Annotated in this window: 17 protein-coding genes; 9 read left to right on the top strand and 8 right to left on the bottom strand. The window is 70.9% G+C overall.

Features of this window, described 5'->3' with window-relative positions:
* Nucleotides 1-74 precede the first annotated feature (74 nt).
* From CP981_RS09620 to pgi, 6 genes are all read left to right on the top strand, one after another.
* Nucleotides 75-1,277 carry a phosphoglycerate kinase gene (locus tag CP981_RS09620; RefSeq protein WP_085927749.1) on the top strand — a complete coding sequence of 401 codons (1,203 nt, stop codon included), beginning with the start codon at nucleotides 75-77 and terminating at the stop codon, nucleotides 1,275-1,277.
* A gap of 5 nt (nucleotides 1,278-1,282) precedes the next feature.
* On the top strand, nucleotides 1,283-2,059 hold the full coding sequence (gene tpiA, locus CP981_RS09615) for a triose-phosphate isomerase (RefSeq protein ID WP_085927748.1): 777 nt from the start codon (nucleotides 1,283-1,285) through the stop codon (nucleotides 2,057-2,059).
* Nucleotides 2,060-2,200: 141 nt separating this feature from the next.
* Nucleotides 2,201-2,437 (top strand): preprotein translocase subunit SecG, encoded by a 237-nt coding sequence (secG, locus tag CP981_RS09610; RefSeq protein WP_042161713.1) that lies wholly within the window; start codon nucleotides 2,201-2,203, stop codon nucleotides 2,435-2,437.
* A gap of 155 nt (nucleotides 2,438-2,592) precedes the next feature.
* Complete coding sequence (locus tag CP981_RS09605) at nucleotides 2,593-2,928, top strand: RNA polymerase-binding protein RbpA (protein WP_078518748.1); 336 nt, start codon at nucleotides 2,593-2,595, stop codon at nucleotides 2,926-2,928.
* Nucleotides 2,929-3,138: 210 nt separating this feature from the next.
* Nucleotides 3,139-4,425: an MFS transporter gene (locus CP981_RS09600; RefSeq protein ID WP_244329604.1), complete on the top strand. Its 1,287-nt coding sequence runs from the start codon at nucleotides 3,139-3,141 to the stop codon at nucleotides 4,423-4,425.
* A 57-nt stretch (nucleotides 4,426-4,482) separates the two neighbouring features.
* A complete protein-coding gene (gene pgi / locus CP981_RS09595; RefSeq protein WP_085927754.1) occupies nucleotides 4,483-6,135 on the top strand; it encodes a glucose-6-phosphate isomerase in 1,653 nt (550 codons plus the stop codon).
* Between the two features lie 90 nt (nucleotides 6,136-6,225).
* On the opposite strand, the gene pgl is transcribed toward pgi, so the two are convergent.
* The 5 genes from pgl to tkt are packed head-to-tail and all read right to left on the bottom strand — an operon-like array spanning nucleotide 6,226 to nucleotide 12,839.
* The gene (gene pgl / locus CP981_RS09590; protein WP_085927747.1) at nucleotides 6,226-7,008 is read right to left on the bottom strand and encodes a 6-phosphogluconolactonase; all 783 of its coding nucleotides are present in this window, start codon (nucleotides 7,006-7,008) and stop codon (nucleotides 6,226-6,228) included.
* Nucleotides 7,005-8,048: a glucose-6-phosphate dehydrogenase assembly protein OpcA gene (gene opcA, locus CP981_RS09585; protein ID WP_085927746.1), complete on the bottom strand. Its 1,044-nt coding sequence runs from the start codon at nucleotides 8,046-8,048 to the stop codon at nucleotides 7,005-7,007. The genes pgl and opcA overlap by 4 nt, the downstream gene beginning before the upstream one ends.
* Entirely contained in the window at nucleotides 8,045-9,577 is a 1,533-nt protein-coding gene (gene zwf / locus CP981_RS09580; protein ID WP_085927745.1) for a glucose-6-phosphate dehydrogenase, read from the bottom strand. The genes opcA and zwf overlap by 4 nt, the downstream gene beginning before the upstream one ends.
* 6 nt (nucleotides 9,578-9,583) lie before the next feature.
* On the bottom strand, nucleotides 9,584-10,702 hold the full coding sequence (gene tal / locus CP981_RS09575; RefSeq protein ID WP_085927744.1) for a transaldolase: 1,119 nt from the start codon (nucleotides 10,700-10,702) through the stop codon (nucleotides 9,584-9,586).
* Between the two features lie 34 nt (nucleotides 10,703-10,736).
* Nucleotides 10,737-12,839, bottom strand: a complete 2,103-nt coding sequence (gene tkt / locus CP981_RS09570) for a transketolase (protein ID WP_085927743.1) — start codon at nucleotides 12,837-12,839, stop codon at nucleotides 10,737-10,739.
* Nucleotides 12,840-13,297: 458 nt separating this feature from the next.
* On the opposite strand from tkt, the gene CP981_RS09565 reads away from it, so the two are divergent.
* The 3 genes from CP981_RS09565 to CP981_RS09555 all read left to right on the top strand — a co-directional run bounded on the left by CP981_RS09565 (nucleotide 13,298) and on the right by CP981_RS09555 (nucleotide 15,858).
* A complete protein-coding gene (locus tag CP981_RS09565) occupies nucleotides 13,298-14,248 on the top strand; it encodes a heme o synthase (protein WP_107429595.1) in 951 nt (316 codons plus the stop codon).
* Nucleotides 14,249-14,294: 46 nt separating this feature from the next.
* The gene (locus tag CP981_RS09560; RefSeq protein ID WP_085927741.1) at nucleotides 14,295-14,675 is read left to right on the top strand and encodes a hypothetical protein; all 381 of its coding nucleotides are present in this window, start codon (nucleotides 14,295-14,297) and stop codon (nucleotides 14,673-14,675) included.
* Between the two features lie 136 nt (nucleotides 14,676-14,811).
* On the top strand, nucleotides 14,812-15,858 hold the full coding sequence (locus CP981_RS09555) for an amidohydrolase (protein ID WP_085927740.1): 1,047 nt from the start codon (nucleotides 14,812-14,814) through the stop codon (nucleotides 15,856-15,858).
* Here the strand turns inward: CP981_RS09555 and CP981_RS09550 are convergent.
* The 3 genes from CP981_RS09550 to CP981_RS09540 form a co-directional block, all read right to left on the bottom strand.
* Nucleotides 15,831-16,835, bottom strand: coding sequence for a COX15/CtaA family protein (locus CP981_RS09550; RefSeq protein ID WP_085927739.1), 1,005 nt, complete (start codon nucleotides 16,833-16,835; stop codon nucleotides 15,831-15,833). The two genes, CP981_RS09555 and CP981_RS09550, sit on opposite strands and share 28 nt — an antisense overlap.
* Nucleotides 16,836-16,919: 84 nt before the next feature.
* Nucleotides 16,920-17,726: an ABC transporter permease gene (locus CP981_RS09545; RefSeq protein WP_085927738.1), complete on the bottom strand. Its 807-nt coding sequence runs from the start codon at nucleotides 17,724-17,726 to the stop codon at nucleotides 16,920-16,922.
* Nucleotides 17,723-18,685 (bottom strand): ABC transporter ATP-binding protein, encoded by a 963-nt coding sequence (locus CP981_RS09540; RefSeq protein ID WP_085927737.1) that lies wholly within the window; start codon nucleotides 18,683-18,685, stop codon nucleotides 17,723-17,725. The genes CP981_RS09545 and CP981_RS09540 overlap by 4 nt, the downstream gene beginning before the upstream one ends.
* Between the last annotated feature and the right edge of the window lie 49 nt (nucleotides 18,686-18,734).

Below are 18,734 nucleotides of genomic sequence, written 5' to 3'. Positions count from 1 at the left end.
GCTCGTATGACGCGAAGAAGCGTCGTACGGGCCCCGTCCCATGGCCGAGCTACGCAAACACGGAGTCACTTCTCATGAAGACGATCGACGACCTCCAGGTCGCCGGACAGCGCGTCTTTGTCCGCGCTGATCTCAACGTGCCGCTGGACGGCACCACCATCACCGACGACGGCCGGATCCGCGCCGTCGCCCCGACGATCGCCAAGCTCGTCGAGCGCGGCGCCAAGGTGATCGTCGCCTCGCACCTGGGCCGTCCCAAGGGTGCCCCGGACCCGGCCTTCTCGCTGGCCCCGGCCGCCGCGCGGCTGGGCGACATCCTCGGGCAGGACGTGGCGTTCGCGACCGACACGGTCGGCGAGTCCGCCCGGTCCGTCGTCGCGGGCCTGTCCGACGGCCAGGTGGCCGTGCTGGAGAACCTCCGCTTCAACGCGGGCGAGACCAGCAAGGACGACGCCGAGCGCGGTGCGTTCGCCGATCAGCTCGCCGCCCTCGCCGACCTGTACGTGGGCGACGGCTTCGGCGCCGTGCACCGTAAGCACGCCTCCGTGTACGACCTGCCCAAGCGCCTTCCGCACGCCGCCGGCGACCTGATCGCCACCGAGGTCGGCGTCCTGAAGAAGCTCACCGACGACGTCAAGCGCCCCTACGTCGTCGCGCTGGGCGGCGCCAAGGTCTCCGACAAGCTGGCTGTCATCGACCAGCTCATCGAGAAGGCCGACCGCATCCTGGTCGGCGGCGGGATGGCCTACACCTTCCTCAAGGCCAAGGGCCACGAGGTCGGCATCTCGCTGCTCCAGGAGGACCAGGTCCCGGCCTGCCTGGAGTACCTGGCACGGGCCGAGAAGCGCGGTGTGGAGTTCGTCCTCCCCGTGGACGTGCTGGTCTCCGGCGAGTTCCCGGACCTGAAGACCAAGGCCCCGGCCCACCCCGACGTCGTCGCCGCGGACGCCATCCCGGCCGACAAGGAGGGCCTGGACATCGGCCCGAAGACCCGTGAGCTCTACGCCGCGAAGCTCGCCGACGCGGGCACCGTCTTCTGGAACGGCCCGATGGGCGTCTTCGAGCACCCCGACTACGCCGGCGGCACCAAGGCCGTCGCGCAGGGGCTGCTCGACTCGGACGCCTTCACCGTCGTCGGCGGCGGTGACTCGGCCGCCGCGGTGCGCCTGCTGGGCTTCGACGAGAATGCATTCGGCCATATTTCGACCGGCGGCGGCGCCAGCCTCGAATACCTCGAAGGCAAGACGCTCCCCGGCCTCGCCGCTCTGGAGGACTGAACAACGTGACTGACCGTACCCCGCTGATGGCGGGCAACTGGAAGATGAACCTCAACCACCTCGAGGCCATCGCCCACGTCCAGAAGCTCGCCTTCGCCCTCGCCGACAAGGACTTCGACGCCGTCGAGGTCGCGGTCCTGCCGCCCTTCACCGATCTGCGGTCGGTGCAGACGCTGGTCGACGGCGACAAGCTCAAGATCAAGTACGGCGCCCAGGACATCTCGGCGCACGACTCCGGTGCCTACACCGGCGAGATCTCCGGCGCGATGCTGTCCAAGCTCAAGTGCGCCTACGTGGCCATCGGCCACAGCGAGCGCCGCCAGTACCACGGCGAGAACGAAGAGATCTGCAACGCCAAGGTCAAGGCCGCCTTCAAGAACGGGATCACCCCGATCCTGTGCGTCGGCGAGGGCCTGGACGTGCGCAAGGCCGGCAACCAGGTCGCGCACACCCTCGCCCAGGTCGACGGCGGTCTGGCCGACGTCCCGGCCGAGCAGGCCGAGACCATCGTGATCGCCTACGAGCCCGTGTGGGCCATCGGCACCGGTGAGGTCGCCACCCCCGAGGACGCGCAGGAGGTCTGCGGTGCGATCCGCGGCCGCCTCGCCGAGCTCTACGGCCAGGAGCTGGCCGACAAGGTCCGCATCCAGTACGGCGGCTCGGTCAAGTCCGGCAATGTCGCGGCGATCATGGCGCAGCCCGACGTCGACGGCGCGCTGATCGGCGGCGCGGCGCTGGACGCGGACGAGTTTGTGAAGATCGTCCGTTTCCGCGACCAGTAGCAGCTATGACGAGGGGGAACCCTCGTCGTACCCTGTCGGGGCCGGGACCGGTGCAGCCGCACCGCCCCCGGCCCCGCACCATTTGTTCCGTATATCGTGATCCATAAGTCCGTCCGTCAGTCCTAGAGAGTTGGTCCAGCCGTGGTCATCGGGTTCTCGATCGCCCTCATCGTCTTCAGCCTGCTGCTGATGATGCTGGTGCTCATGCACAAGGGAAAGGGCGGCGGCCTGTCCGACATGTTCGGTGGCGGCATGCAGTCCTCGGTGGGTGGCTCCTCGGTCGCCGAGCGCAACCTTGACCGCATCACCATCGTGATCGGTCTGCTGTGGTTCGCCTGCATCGTCGTGCTCGGCATCCTGATGAAGCTCAGCAACTGACACAGTGTCGGAGGCGCGGCCTATCATGAGGGAGGCGTCCTCGGACGGGTAACTCCAGCCACTGGACGCGCGTTGGGCCTTACGTAGACTGGGGCGTTCCGCAGCGCAGCTGCTGCGAGAGGCTGTGCAGCACCATTACGCAGGGAGTTACGACCGTGGCAAGTGGCAACGCGATCCGAGGAAGTCGGGTCGGGGCGGGGCCGATGGGGGAGGCCGAGCGCGGCGAGTCCGCGCCGCGCACCCGCATCTCCTTCTGGTGCTCCAACGGGCACGAGACGCAGCCCAGCTTCGCCGGCGATGCGCAGGTTCCGGACACCTGGGACTGCCCGCGCTGTGGTTTCCCGGCAGGCAAGGACCGGGAGAGCCCGCCGGACCCGCCGCGCACCGAGCCGTACAAGACCCACCTCGCCTACGTCCGTGAGCGTCGCAGCGACGCCGACGGTGAGGCGATCCTCGCGGAGGCCCTCGCCAAGCTCCGCGGCGAGATCTGACGGATCAGCACCTGACGCGGCCGGCCCGGCCGGAGGGACACACCCCTTCCGGCCGGGTCGGCCGCGTCTGTGCGTCCTGGTGAGCCGTACGCGCCCGCCGCGGGGCGGTCGGCCCGCATCTGAGGTAGCTGATGGGGAAGTCGCCCGAGGGCCACTGTCAGTGGCTGCCCGTAGCGTTTTCCGTACGCGGACGATGCGGACGGGGGCGGCATGGCGGACAGCGGGACGGGCACCGAAGCGGGGCACGGGGCAGCGGCGGGCGCGCTCGCCCCGCGCGGCGGCTTCGGCCGGCTGTGGAGCGCCGCTGCCATCTCCCGCTTCGGTGACTCTCTGCGCGGCACGGCGCTCCCGCTGCTCGCCTACACGCTCACCGACTCGCCGCTGCTGATCTCGCTCGTCACCGCCTGCGGCTTCGTTCCCTGGCTGTTCTTCGGGCTGCTGGGCGGCGCGGTCGCCGACCGGGTGGACCAGCGGCGGGCGATGTGGGCGGTCGATGTGCTGCGGGGGCTGCTGATGGCCGGCTTCGCGCTGGCCGTGGCGCTCGGCCACGTGGGCATCGGGCTGCTGCTCGCGCTGTCCTTCGCGCTCACCACCCTCCAGACGCTGTTCGACAACGCCGCCACGGCCCTGCTGCCCGCGGTGGTGCCCAAGGAGAAGCTGGCCGCCGCCAATGCCCGGCTGATGACCGGTCAGGAGCTGGCGGGCCGGTTCGTCGGTGGCCCGCTGGCACCGGTGCTGATCGCGCTCGGCGCCGCCCTCCCGTTCCTGGCCGACGCGGCCACCTACCTCGTCGCGGCCGCCCTCGTCGCCTCCCTGCGCACCGGCCCGCCGGCCGGGCGGCCGGCCACCGCCGGGCGCACCGTCCGGCGCGAAATCGCCGAGGGAATACGGCAGTTGTGGCGCGACCGGGTGCTGCGCGCGTTCTGTGTGGCGGTGGCGCTGAGCAATGTCGGCATCGGCGCACTGATCGCGACCCTGGTGGTGGTCATCAAGGGCTGGCTGGGCGCCGGGGACTTCGGCTATGTCGTCGTGACCATCGGCTACGGCATCGGGATGGTCCTGGGCGGGCTTCTCGCGGACCGGACGATCGCCGCGGCCGGCGGCACCGGCCGCACTCTGCTGTTCGCCGGAGTGCTCCAGGCCGTGACCCTGGTGGGGTTCGGGACGCTGCGCTCGGTCTGGCTCGCGGCGCTGCTCCTGGGCCTGTTCGGCTTCGCCGGCATGGTGGGGAACGTCCTGGAGACCACGGCCGTGCAGCAGCGCAGCCCGGCCGGGATGCTCGGCAGGATCAGCTCCGCCTTCCGCACGGTCTCCGTCGCCGGGACCCCGCTCGGCGCGCTGTGCGGCGGCGCGGCCGCCACCGCCTTCGGGCCCAACGCCCCCGCGCTGCTGGCCGCCGTCCTGCTGGCCCTGGGGGCCGCCGCGTTGACACCCGTTCTTCAGACCCCCGACGGCGCCTCGTCCGACAGCGGACAGATACCTCATACCGCGCCCTGATCAATTAGGTTGGGAGATGGCGGGGCCGGTACGAGATGAAGAAGGCTGATGTCCGAGATGAACGCAGAAGGCCGCAGCAGGCTCGATCAGATGCCTGAGTGGACGGCGCTGGGCAAGCACCGGGAGCAACTGGCGGAGGTGCATCTGCGCGAGCTGTTCGAGCGCGACCCGGAGCGCGCCGAGCGCTACACCCTGCAGGTCGGCGATCTGCACCTGGACTACTCCAAGCACCTGGTCACCGACGAGACGCTGGGGCTGCTGCGCGAGCTGGCCGCGGCGGCCGGCGTGGCCGAGCTGCGGGACGCGATGTTCCGCGGCGAGAAGATCAACATCACCGAGCGGCGCTCCGTGCTGCACACCGCGCTGCGCGCGCCCGGCTCGGCGGTCATCATGAGCGACGGTGAGAACGTCTCCCCGGGCGTGCAGCACGTGCTCACCCGGATGGGCATCTTCTGCGACCGGGTCCGCTCCGGAGACTGGAAGGGCCACACCGGCAAGCGCATCAAGACCGTCGTCAACATCGGGATCGGCGGCTCGGACCTGGGCCCGGCGATGGCGTACGAGGCGCTGCGCGCCTACACCCACCGGGACATGCAGTTCCGCTTCGTCTCCAATGTGGACGGCGCCGATCTGCATGAGGCGGTCCGCGATCTGGACCCCGCCGAGACGCTGTTCATCATCGCCTCGAAGACCTTCACCACCATCGAGACGATCACCAACGCCACCTCGGCCCGCGACTGGCTGCTGACCGGTCTGGGCGCCGGGGGAGAGGCCGTCGCCAAGCACTTCGTGGCGCTGTCGACCAACGCCGGGAAGGTGGCGGAGTTCGGCATCGACACGGACAACATGTTCGAGTTCTGGGACTGGGTCGGCGGCCGTTACTCCTTCGACTCCGCGATCGGCCTGTCGCTGATGATCGCGATCGGCCCGGAGCGCTTCCGCGAGATGCTGGCCGGCTTCCACCTCGTCGACGAGCACTTCCGCACCGCCCCGCCGGAGGAGAACGCCCCGCTGCTGCTGGGGCTGCTCGGTATCTGGTACGGCAACTTCTGGGACGCCCAGTCGCATGCCGTGCTGCCGTACAGCCACTACCTCTCCAAGTTCACCGCCTATCTCCAGCAGCTGGACATGGAGTCCAACGGCAAGTCGGTGGACCGCGAGGGCAACCGCGTCGGATGGCAGACGGGGCCGGTCGTCTGGGGCACGCCCGGCACGAACGGCCAGCACGCCTACTACCAGCTCCTGCACCAGGGCACGAAGATGATCCCGGCCGATCTCCTCGGCTTCGCCGAGCCGGTCGCCGATCTCCAGCCGGGCCTGGTCGCCCAGCACGACCTGCTGATGGCCAATCTCTTCGCCCAGGGCCAGGCGCTGGCCTTCGGCAAGACGCCGGACGAGGTGCGCGCCGAGGGCGTGGCCGAGGAACTGGTGCCGCACAAGACGTTCCCGGGCAACCGCCCCACCACCACCATCCTGGCCGGCGAGCTCAGCCCGTCCGTGCTGGGCCAGTTGATCGCGCTCTACGAGCACAAGGTGTTCGTTCAGGGCGCGGTGTGGAACATCGACTCCTTCGACCAGTGGGGCGTGGAGCTCGGCAAGGTGCTCGCCAAGCGCGTCGAACCGGCCCTGACCGAGGGCGCCGAGGTGCCGGGTCTGGACGCCTCCACGGCGGGTCTGGTCGCCAAGTACCGGGAGCTGCGCGGACGTTGATCCCCGGGATTGCGGCAGGGCCGTCGCGCTGACGCCGTAGGCCCCGCACCCTCCGGGGGTGCGGGGCCCACGGCCTTGCTGCGGTGACTCTCAGGCCGACGCCGGCGGGTAGAGATCGCGCGGCAGTTGGGACGCCGCCGCCTCGTCCAGCAGCCACAGGGTCCGGCTGCGGCCCCGTGCGCCGGCTGCCGGGGCCTGGACCTCACCGGCACCGGAGAGGGCGATGGCCGCGGCATTGGCCTTGTCCTCGCCGGCCGCCAGCAGCCAGACCTCCCGCGCCGCACGGATCGCGGGCAGCGTCAGCGAGACCCGGGTGGGCGGCGGCTTGGGCGCGCCGTGCACCCCGACCACCGTCCGCTCCTGCTCGTAGACGGCGGGCAGCTCCGGGAACAGCGAGGCGACATGGGTGTCCGGGCCGACGCCCAGCAGCAGGACGTCGAAGGACGGCACCGGGCCGTGGTCCTCGGGCCCCGCGGCGGCGGCCAGTGCGGTCGCGTACGCCTCGGCGGCGGCGTCGGCGTCATTGCCGTACGGGCCGTCCGACGGGGGCATGGGGTGCACCCGGGCGGGGTTCAGCGGGACGCTGTCCAGCAGCACCTCCCGGGCCTGGGTGTGGTTGCGCTCCGGATCGCCGTCCGGTGCGAACCGCTCGTCGCCCCACCACAGATCGAGCCGGGACCAGTCCACCGCGTCCCGGGCGGGCGCCTCGGCGAGGGCCGCGAGCAGCCCGTTGCCGTTGCGCCCGCCGGTCAGGACCACGGAGGCGGAGCCGCGGGCGGTCTGGGCGTCCACGATCTTCGTGATCAGCCGGGCCGCCGCGGCCTTGGCCATCAGCTCCTTGTCGCGGTGCACGACAACCTGCGGAGCACTCACTTGGCGGCCGCCTTCTTCGCGGCCTTCTTCGCCGCGGGCTTGGCCGGGTCGCTTCCGTCCGCCGCCTTCTCGCCGGTGGCAGGCTGCTGCCCGTCCGCCGGCTGCTCACCGTTGCCGTGACCGAGCCGGTCCACGCCGAACTTCAGCGCCCTGGCGTAGATCTCGTCCGGGTCGAGCCGGCGCAGCTCCTCGGCGAGCAGCTCGGCGGTCTCCCGCCGCTTGAGCGCCACCGCGCGGTCGGGCTGGCCGTGCATCGAGAGCGTGGCCAGCGAGCCGTCCGGGCGGTCCAGCACGATCGCGCCGATGCTGGACTCCATCCGGACGGCCGTCAGACCGGGGCCGTCGGACACCTTGCGGGTGACCGGGACGTTCAGCCGGTCGGCCAGCCACATGGCGAGCAGCTCGCAGCTGGGGTTGAACTCCTCGCCGGTCACCTCGGCCGAGGAGACCGTGCACGGAGCCTGGTCGAGCGCCGCCGCCAGCATCGAGCGCCATGGCGTTATGCGGGTCCAGGACAGATCCGTGTCACCCGGGGTGTAGGTCTCCGCGCGGGCGGACAGCTCATGAATGGGCTGCTCGTCGGCGTAGGCGTCGGTGACCCGGCGCTGGGCCAGCGCACCGAGCGGGTCCTGTGCGGGGGCCGCCGGGGCGTTCACCGCCCACCAGACCACGACCGGGGCGTCCGGCAGCAGCAGCGGCAGCACCACGGACTGGGCGTGGTCGATGACCTCGCCGTACAGCCGCAGCAGCACCGTCTCGCCGGTGCCGGCCTCCGTGCCGACCCGCACCTCGGCGTCCAGACGGGCCTTGGCGCGGTCGCGCGGCGACCGGCTGACCCGCTTGATGACGACGAGGGTGCGCGAGGGGTGCTCACGGGACGCCTCGTTGGCGGCCTTCAGGGCGTCATAGGCGTTCTCCTCGTCGGTGACGATGACGAGGGTGAGCACCATGCCGCTGGTGGGAGTGCCCACCGCGCGGCGGCCCTCCACCAGGGCTTTGTTGATCTTGCTGGAGGTGGTTTCCGTCAGATCGATCTTCATGGCCGACGCCAGCTCCGTCCGTCTCGTGCGAGCATTTCGTCCGCCTCGGCCGGGCCCCAGGTGCCCGCCGGGTACTGCGCGGGCTTGCCGTGCTTGTCCCAGTACTCCTCGATCGGGTCGAGGATCCGCCAGGACTGCTCCACCTCCTCCAGGCGTGGGAAGAGGTTGGCGTCGCCGAGCAGCACATCGAGGATCAGCCGCTCGTAGGCCTCGGGGCTGGACTCCGTGAAGGACTCGCCGTAGGCGAAGTCCATCGACACATCCCGCACCTCCATCGAGGTGCCGGGCACCTTGGAGCCGAACCGCACGGTCACGCCCTCGTCCGGCTGCACCCGGATGACCAGGGCGTTCTGCCCCAGCTCTTCGGTGGCGGTGTGGTCGAAGGGGGAGTGCGGAGCACGCTGGAAGACCACCGCGATCTCGGTGACCCGGCGGCCCAGGCGCTTGCCGGTGCGCAGGTAGAAGGGGACGCCCGCCCAGCGGCGGTTGTCGATCGACAGCTTGATCGCGGCGTAGGTGTCGGTCTTCGACTTGGGGTCGATGCCGTCTTCCTGGAGGTAGCCGACGGCCTTCTCACCGCCCTGCCAGCCCGCCGCGTACTGCGCGCGGACGGTCTCCTTGCCGAGCTCCCTGGGCAGCCGGACCGCGCCCAGCACCTTGGTCTTCTCCGCGACCAGCGCGTCCGCCTCGAAGGAGGCGGGCTCCTCCATCGCGGTCAGCGCGAGCAGCTGGAGGAGGTGGTTCTGGATGACGTCACGGGCGGCGCCGATGCCGTCGTAGTAGCCGGCCCGGCCGCCGATGCCGATGTCCTCGGCCATCGTGATCTGGACGTGGTCGACATAGCTGCGGTTCCACAGCGGCTCGAACATCGTGTTGGCGAACCGCAGCGCCAGGATGTTCTGGACCGTCTCCTTGCCCAGGTAGTGGTCGATCCGGAAGACCTCGTGCGGCGGGAAGACCTCATGGACGATCCGGTTGAGCTCCTGTGCGCTCTCCAGGTTGTGTCCGAAGGGCTTCTCGATGACCGCGCGGCGCCAGGAGTCCTCCTTCTGGTCGGCCAGCCCGTGCTTCTTCAGCTGCTGGACGACCTTGGGGAAGAACTTCGGCGGCACGGACAGGTAGAAGGCGAAGTTGCCGCCGGTGCCCTGCGCCTTGTCGAGCTCGTTGATCGTCTCCTTGAGCGTCTCGAAGGCCTCGTCGTCGTCGAAGTTGCCCTGGACGAAGCGGCAGCCCTGGACCAGCTGCTGCCAGACCTCCTCGCGGAACGGCGTACGGGAGTGCTCCTTGACCGCTGCGTAGACCTCCTGCGCGAAGTCCTCGTGCTCCCACTCGCGGCGGGCGAACCCGACGAGCGAGAAACCCGGCGGCAGCAGCCCCCGGTTGGCGAGGTCGTAGACGGCGGGCATCAGCTTTTTACGGGACAAATCGCCCGTGACGCCAAAGATGACCAGGCCCGACGGCCCCGCGATACGCGGGAGCCGTCGGTCCAGGGCGTCACGGAGCGGGTTGGCTCCGTGGGAATCAGTCAAGGGAGATCAGCCCTCCGAGGGAGCGAGGCGCTTGAGCTCCGCCTCCGTGGACTTGAGCAGGTCGTTCCAGGACGCCTCGAACTTCTCCACGCCCTCGTCCTCCAGGAGCTGGACGACCTCGTCGTACGAGATGCCGAGCGCGGCGACCGCGTCCAGGTCGGCGCGGGCGGCCGCGTAGCCGCCGCGCACGGTGTCACCGGTGATCTGACCGTGGTCGCCGGTGGCCTCCAGGGTGGCCTCCGGCATGGTGTTGACCGTGCCCGGGGCGACCAGCTCGTCCACGTACAGGGTGTCCTTGTACGCGGGGTCCTTGACGCCGGTCGACGCCCACAGCGGACGCTGCTTGTTGGCGCCGGCCTTGTCGAGGGCGGCCCAGCGCTCCGAGGAGAAGACCTCCTCGTACGCCTCGTAGGCGAGCCGGGCGTTCGCCAGCGCGGCCTTGCCCTTGAGGCCCTTGGCCTCGTTCGTGCCGATCTTCTCCAGGCGCTTGTCGATCTCGGAGTCCACACGGGACACGAAGAAAGAGGCGACCGAACGGATCAGCGACAGGTCCAGGCCCGCGGCCTTGGCCTTCTCCAGGCCCGCCAGGTAGGCGTCCATGACCTCGCGGTAGCGCTCCAGCGAGAAGATCAGCGTGACATTGACGCTGATGCCCAGGCCGATGACCTCGGTGATGGCCGGCAGACCCGCCTTGGTGGCCGGGATCTTGATCAGCGTGTTCGGACGGTCCACCAGCCATGCCAGCTGCTTGGCCTCGGCGATGGTCGGGGTGGTGTGGTGCGCCAGGCGCGGGTCGACCTCGATGGAGACCCGGCCGTCCTGGCCGCCGGTGGCGTCGAAGACCGGCCGCAGGATGTCGGCGGCGTCCCGGACGTCCGCCGTCGTGATCATGCGGATGGCTTCCTCGACGGTGACCTTACGGGCGGCGAGGTCGGCGACCTGCTGGTCGTAGCCGTGGCCGTCCGAGATGGCCTTCTGGAAGATCGACGGGTTGGTCGTGACACCGACGACATGCTGCTGGTCGATCAGCTCGGCGAGGTTGCCGGACGTGATGCGCTGGCGCGACAGGTCGTCCAGCCAGATCGCGACGCCTTCGTCGGAGAGGCGCTTGAGTGCGTCTGTCATGGGTTCTGCATCTCCTACTTGTCGTATACGGGCGTCAGCGCGCGGCGGCTTCGAGCGATTCCCGGGCGGCGGCGGCGACCGCGTCGGCGGTGAAGCCGAACTCGCGGAAGAGCACCTTGCCGTCGGCCGAGGCACCGAAGTGCTCCAGGGAGACGATGCGCCCGGCGTCACCGACGAAGCGGTGCCAGGTCAGCCCGATGCCGGCTTCGACGGCGACCCGGGCCCGGACGGCCGGCGGCAGCACACTGTCGCGGTAGGCCTGGTCCTGCTGGTCGAACCACTCGACGGACGGCATCGACACCACACGGGTGGGAATGCCCTCGGCCTGGAGCTGCTCGCGCGCCTCGACGGCGAGCTGCACCTCGGAACCGGTGCCGATCAGCACGACCTGCGGCGCGGTGTCCTGGCCCTCGGGACCGGTGGCGTCGAAGAGGACGTAACCACCCTTGGCGGTGTCCTCGTTGGCGGGGTACGTCGGCACGCCCTGACGGGTCAGCGCGAGGCCGTGCGGGGCCCCCACGCCGTACTCCTTGGTGTAGCGCCGGAGGATCTCGCGCCAGGCGATGGCGGTCTCGTTGGCGTCGGCCGGGCGCACGACGTTCAGGCCCGGGATGGCGCGCAGCGAGGCGAGGTGCTCGATGGGCTGGTGGGTCGGGCCGTCCTCGCCCAGACCGATGGAGTCGTGCGTCCACACGTACGTCACCGGCAGGTGCATCAGCGCGGACAGCCGGACGGCGTTGCGCATGTAGTCGGAGAACACCAGGAAGGTGCCGCCGTAGATGCGGGTGTTGCCGTGCAGCGCGATGCCGTTCATCTCCGCGGCCATGGAGTGCTCACGGATACCGAAGTGGATCGTGCGGCCGTAAGGGTCGGCGCCCGGCAGCGGGTTGCCCTCGGGCAGGAACGACGAGGTCTTGTCGATCGTGGTGTTGTTCGAGCCCGCGAGGTCGGCGGAGCCGCCCCACAGCTCGGGGATGACCCCGCCGAGCGCCTGGAGCACCTTGCCGGACGCGGCACGGGTGGCCACGGCCTTGCCGGTCTCGAACGCCGGGAGGTGGTCCTCCCAGCCCGCGGGCAGCTCGCCCGCCGCGATCCGGTCGAACTCCGCGGCACGCTGCGGGTTGGCGGCGCGCCAGTCGGCGAAGGACTTCTCCCACTCCTTCTTGGCGTCGCGGCCGCGGTCGAGGGCGGCGCGGGTGTGCGCCAGCACCTCGTCGGCGACGTCGAAGGACTTCTCCGGGTCGAAGCCCAGGACCCGCTTGGTGGCCGCGACTTCCTCGTCACCCAGCGCCGAGCCGTGCGCGGCCTCGGTGTTCTGGGCGTTCGGGGCGGGCCAGGCGATGATCGAGCGCATCGCGATGAACGACGGACGCCCGGTCTCGGCCTTGGCGGCCTCCAGGGCCTTGGCGAGACCCGCCGGGTCCAGGTCGCCGTTGGGCAGCTGCGCGACGCGCTGGACGTGCCAGCCGTAGGCCTCGTAGCGCTTGAGGGTGTCCTCGGAGACCGCGGTCTCGGTGTCACCCTCGATGGAGATGTGGTTGTCGTCCCACAGCAGGACGAGGTTGCCGAGCTTCTGGTGACCCGCCAGGGAGGACGCCTCGGCGGAGATGCCCTCCTGGAGGCAGCCGTCACCGGCGATGCAGTAGATGGTGTGGTCGAACGGCGAGGTGCCCTGAGCCGCCTCGGGGTCGAACAGGCCGCGCTCGTAGCGGGCCGCCATCGCCATGCCGACCGCGTTGGCGACGCCCTGGCCCAGCGGGCCGGTGGTGGTCTCCACACCGGTGGTGTGGCCGTACTCGGGGTGGCCCGGGGTCTTCGAGCCCCAGGTGCGGAACGCCTCCAGGTCGGCCAGCTCCAGGCCGTAACCGGCGAGGTAGAGCTGGATGTAGAGGGTCAGGCTGGAGTGGCCCGCGGAGAGGACGAACCGGTCGCGGCCGGTCCAGTTCGCGTCCGCCGGGTCGTGCCGCATCAGCTTCTGGAAGAGAAGGTAGGCGGCCGGCGCCAGGCTCATGGCCGTACCGGGATGGCCGTTACCGACCTTCTGCACGGAATCCATGGCCAGGACACGGACGGTGTCCACTGCCCGCTGATCCAGTTCGGTCCACTCGAGATCTGTGGTGGTCGGCTTGGTGCTCACCCTGAGTCAGGGCTCCTCTCCACATGTCGAATGCCGCGGACGGTATGTCCGCCAGGCGGTGTCGAGCCTACCCCCGCGAGTGCGTGCGTCTTTTCGACGCTCAGTCGGTGTTTTCGGCGCTCAGTCGGTGCGGCGCGGTCACTGCGGCCCGTCGCTTTGGGCAACCAAATCAGGACTTCTGGCGTTCCGGTCCCCGATGCGAGAGCCATACGACCAGACTGCCGGGCAGCGGTCCGGTTCGCCTCCTGAACGCCGGGCGAACGGCCGGGGAAAGGTGGCGGGGGCGCGGCGCCGCCCGGTGCCCAACACGACCCGACCCCCGCGAAGATCGCCGTATGGCCAACGTCTAAAGTGGCGTGGTACGCGCAAGCCCTTTACCGGGTCTTCACTGCCGGAAGTGCTTGCAAGCCTTATCTCTTCTGCGGCAGAGGCCGCTGATGTTACTTCCAGGGGTGTGCGTGACGGCCGTCGAATCCCGTCCAGCGGGGGCGCTCTCTCAGAACCCGGGGAGTCCCGGTCAGCGGCCGTTCGGGGCCCGGGTCAAGGCGTTCGTGGCGCTGACCAAGCCGCGGGTCATCGAGCTGCTGCTGATGACCACGGTGCCGGTGATGTTCCTGGCGGCCAAGGGTGTGCCCGATCTGTGGCTCGTCCTGGCGACCTGCATCGGCGGCTATCTGTCCGCCGGCGGCGCCGCGGCCTACAACATGTACCTCGACCGCGACATCGACGCGCTGATGGACCGCACGTCCCAGCGGCCGCTGGTCACCGGCATGGTGAGCCCCGCCGAATGCCTGGTCTTCGCGACCGCCCTCGCGGTGGGCTCCACGGCCTGGTTCTGGGTCCTCGTCAACCCGCTGTCGGCGATGCTGTCGCTCGGTGCGCTGCTTTTCTATGTCGTCGTTTACACGATGATCCTCAAGCGGCGTACCAGCCAGAACATCGTCTGGGGCGGTATCGCCGGCTGCATGCCGGTCTTCATCGGCTGGTCGGCGGTGACGAACTCCGTCTCCTGGGCCTCGTTCATCCTCTTCCTCGTCATCTTCTTCTGGACGCCGCCGCATTACTGGCCGCTGTCGATGAAGGTCAAGGACGACTACGAGCGCGCCGGTGTGCCGATGCTGCCGGCCGTCGCGGGCAACAAGGTCGTCGCGCGGCAGATCGTCGCCTACAGCTGGGTGATGGTGGCGGTCTCGCTGCTGCTCCAGCCGCTGGGCTACACCGGCTGGTTCTACACCGCGGTCGCGCTCGCCTGCGGAGCCTTCTGGCTCAAGGAGGCACACGGCCTCCAGGCCCGCGCGAAGGCCGGCATCACGGGCGCCAAGCTCAAGGAGATGCGGCTGTTCCACTGGTCCATCACCTATGTGTCGCTGCTGTTCGTCGCCGTCGCCGTGGACCCCTTCCTCCGCTGAGAGGTGTGGGGGATCACCCTCACCAAAAGCCGTACTCGCGGGTAGCATGCTGGGTATGGCAGACACCCAGCAGGCGGAAGAGCAGGTGGAGGCGGCGGCCGGCACGGCGGCCGACAAGCGGGCCGGCCGGCGCACGGCCAGCCTCACCAAGCAGATCCGCGCCTTCGCCGACAGCCACGGCGGCAGCGCCGAGGGCCAGCTTGCGCACATCGGCCGCGGCCGCGTCCGGATCGCCCTCGTCGGGGCCAACGGCGAGTGGGGCAACCTCGTCGCGGACTCCTTCGACTCCGCCAAGGAAGCCGCCACCGCGTCCGGCATCACCCTTCAGGACGACTTCGACGGCGACCTCGCCGCCAAGGTCCGCACCGGCCGCTACGAGTGGTCCCGGATGGCGGGCATCCAGGTCGGCGGCCCGGCCAACGCCTGAGGCGCGGTACCCGGGCGCCGTGCGCCGGAGCGTACGCCGGAAGCGGAGCCCGCTACCTCACCACCACCTCGTCCGTTAAGCCCACCAGGCGCGGCGCTTCGGCCGCGTCCGGCGGGCTCTCGGCGAGGAGAAGCGGATGGACGGCCTTCCACCGCTCATCGACCAGTACAGCTTCGGCGCGGTGCACGACGAGCTCGGCCTCGGCTCCTTCGAGACCCACCTCGCCGCCGCGGCCGGCGCCCATGGCCCGGCCCCCGCCGGCACCAGTTACTTCGACAGCTTCACCGGCCTCGCGATACGCCGCTGGTGCCCCCCGCTGCTCGGCCTGGAACCGCACTGCCCGCCCGCCCACTACCTGGCGCGCCGCCGCGAGATGGGCGCCTACCGGGCCGGACGCATGCTGCTGCGCGGCTCCGGGATCGGCACGTTCCTGCTGGCGGCCGGGGCACCCAGCGATCTGACCTCGGCCACCGAACTCGCCACCGCCGCCGCGGCCCACGCTCACGAGGTGGTACGGCTCGAACCGCTCGCCGAGCAGGTCGCCGACACCTCCGGCAGCGTCGACTCCTTCCTCGGCTACACCGCCGAGGCCCTCTACACCGCGGCCCAGCACGCCACCGCCTTCGCCTCCGGCGCCACCCACTGCGAGGGGCGGGCCCCGGAGGCCGGTGAGGTGCGGCGCGCCGCGGACCGCTGGCTGCTCCGCCGCCGTCCCGGGGAGCGGCTCGGGGAGCCCGTGCTCGTACGGCATCTGTTGTGGAGCGCGGTGGCGACCGGTCTGCCGGTGCAGCTGCACTGCCCCGATCCGCAGCCGCTGACGCCCTTCCTGCGCGCCACCACGGGCATCGGCGCGGACCTCGTCCTGCTGCCGGAGGCACCGCACCACCGGCGGGCGGCGCAGCTCGCCGCGGTGCACACCCATGTGTACGCGGATGCCGGGCCCTGCCCCGAGGAGACGCTGAGCCGGGCGCCGTTCGGCAAGCTGCTGTTCTCGTCGGGGGCCCGCGGGCTGCCCGAGCTCTATGTGACCGGCGCCCGGTGCTTCGTACGGGCCATGGCGCGGCTCGTACGGGAGTGGACCGAGGAGGGCCTGTGCGGGCCCGGGGACGGGCGGCGGATCACCGAGACGGTCGGGTTCGGGACCGCGCGCCGGGTCTACCGGCTGAGCGCGGAGGCCGCCTGAGGCTCCGGTGCCTCGTGCGTGCCGGAGGGGGCGGGCCGGCCGGGGTCCTCCTCCTGGAGCGGACCGCGGTCGCGCAGGGAAAGACACACCCGCAGCACCCAGATCCACACCAGGGCCGAGCCCAGCATGTGGAGCCCGATGACGATCTCGGGCAGGCCCGAGAAGTACTGGACATAGCCGATGACGCCCTGCGCGGCGATACAGGCGAACAGCTCCAGGAGCATCCGGCGCGGGGCGGCCGGTGCCTTGACGGCGCGCAGCGTGAACCACAGCGCGACGGACAGGCCGACGACGATGTAGACGAAGTCGACGTGGAGCTGGGTGATCTCCTGCCAGTCCAGCGGGATGCGGTGCACCTTCTTGGCGTCGCCCGCGTGCGGGCCGGTGCCCGTGACGACCGTGCCGATGACCGTGAGGGCCCCGGTCGCGGCCACCAGCAGCCAGGCCAGCTGCCGCGCCGGACGGGCGACCAGGTCGCGCGGCTCCTCGTCGCCCTCGCCTGCCCGCTTCCAGCTCAGCACGGCGACCGTGAGCAGCGCCGTGGCCGCAAGGAAGTGCGAGCTGACGATGTACGGGTTCAGGCCGGTCAGGACCGTGATACCGCCGATGACGGCATTGCTCATGACGAGCCAGAACTGTGCCCAGCCGAGCCGGGTGAGGGAGCGGCGCCGGGGGTGACGGGCGCGGGCGGCGATGATGAACAGCCCGACGACCGCGCACAGCACATACGTCAGCATGCGGTTGCCGAATTCGATGAGGCCGTTGATGCCCATCGCGGCAGTCGGAGTCAGGCTGTCCGGCGTGCACTTGGGCCAGGTCGAGCAGCCCAGCCCGGACTGGGAGAGCCGGACCGCGCCACCCGTGACGACGATGATCACGGCCATCACGACGGTGGCCAGTGCGGCCCGTCGTACGAAGGCCGCGGACGGCTGCCAGCGGCGGGCGATCAGCTCAAGGGGGTTCAGCGTGTTCGGCACGGGAGCCATCGTAAGCGGCCCCTTGTGCAAACTTTCACGAGGGGTGCGTTCGCGGCGAAGCCACCCGTCCCGTGCCTCGGCCGCTCACTCCCAGCGGAAGAACCGGGCCGCGGCCCCCAGACCGAGCACCGCCCACACCGCGAGGATGCCGAGGTCCGGCCAGGGGAGGCCGGCGCCGTGCTGGAGCACCGCGCGCAGCCCGTCGGACAGCGCCGTGATCGGCAGCAGCCCGAGCACGCTCTGCGCGGCCTCCGGGAACTTCTCCAGCGGGACGATCACACCGCCGCCGACCAGCAGCAGCAGGAACACCAGGTTGGCCGCGGCGAGGGTGGCCTCCGCCTTGAGCGTGCCGGCCATCAGCAGGCCCAGGCCCGAGAAGGCGGTGGTGCCCAGAAGGAGCAGCGCCGCCACCGCGAGCGGGTTGCCCTGCGGGGACCAGCCCAGGGCGAGCGCGACCGCCGTCAGCAGCGCGATCTGGAGGACCTCGGTGACCAGCACCGCGCAGGTCTTGGCCGTCATCAGCCCCCAGCGCGGCAGCGGCGAGACGGCGAGCCGCTTGAGCACGCCGTAGCGCCGCTCGAAGCCGGTCGCGATGGCCTGGCCGGTGAAGGCGGTGGACAGCACGGCGAGTGCCAGGATGCCGGGCGCCAGGAAGTCGACGGAGCGGCCCGCGCCGCCGGCCGTGGCCGTGGGCACCGCGATGATGTCGACGGCGGAGAACAGGACCAGCAGCAGCGTCGGGATGATCACGGTCAGCAGCAGCTGCTCACCGTTGCGCAGCAGCATCCTGGTCTCCAGGGCCGCCTGCGCGCGGATCATCCGGGGCAGCGGAGCCGCACCGGGTCGCGGGCTGAAGGTGCCGGTGACGCCACCGGCCTCGGTGGTGGTCATGCGCGCAGCTCCTTGCCCGTGAGTTCCAGGAAGACGTCCTCCAGGGTGTGGCGTTCGACGGCTATCGCGTCGGGCATCACGCCGTTCTGGGCGCACCAGGAGGCGACGGTGGCCAGCAGCTGCGGGTTGACCTTGCCGTGGACGCGGTAGACGCCGGAGGCGGGCTCCGTGGCGGCGCTGTCCGCGGGCAGTGCCTTGAGGAGCGAGGCGAGGTCGAGTCCGGGGCGGCCGGTGAAGCGCAGGCTGTTCTCCGCGCCGCCGCGGCACAGCTCGTCCGGGCTGCCCTGGGCGATCACCCGGCCGCCGTCGATGATTGCGACATCGTCGGCGAGCTGCTCGGCCTCGTCCATGAAGTGGGTGGTCAGTACGGTGCTGACGCCGTCGGCGCGCAGTTCCCGTACGAGGTCCCAGGTGGCGTGCCGGGCCTGCGGGTCGAGTCCGGCCGTCGGCTCGTCCAGGAAGACCAGCTCGGGGCGGCCGACCACGGCCATCGCCAGCGCCAGCCGTTGTTGCTGGCCGCCGGAGAGCCGCCGGTAGGGCGTCCGGCCGCAGCTGCCCAGGCCGAGCCGGTCGATCAGCGCGCCGACGTCGAGCGGGTGGGCGTGCAGGGTGGCGGTGTGCCGCAGCATCTCGTCGGCCCGGGCGCCCGCGTAGACGCCGCCGGACTGGAGCATCACGCCGATCCGCGGGCGCAGCGCCGCGGCGTCGGCGACCGGGTCCAGGCCCAGGACCCGCACCCGGCCGGCGTCCGGGCGGCGGTAGCCCTCGCAGGTCTCGATGGTGGTGGTCTTGCCGGCGCCGTTCGGGCCGAGCACGGCGGTCACCGCGCCGCGCGCGACGGTCAGGTCGAGTCCGTCCACGGCGGTCTTGGTCCCGTATCGCTTGACCAGGCCGGTGATCTCGACGGCGGGCTCTCGGCCGGGGGGCCGGGGGTCGCCCCCCGGGGAGGTGCTGGGCATGCCGGGCAGTCTACGGAGAGTGGCGGGCCGGGCTTCAATGGGGGCGACG

The organism is Streptomyces platensis (assembly GCF_008704855.1).
GTDB classification, from domain to species: Bacteria; Actinomycetota; Actinomycetes; order Streptomycetales; family Streptomycetaceae; genus Streptomyces; species Streptomyces platensis.
Note: the sequence above shows the minus strand (reverse complement) of the source record. Positions and strands in the feature narration are given on the sequence as shown.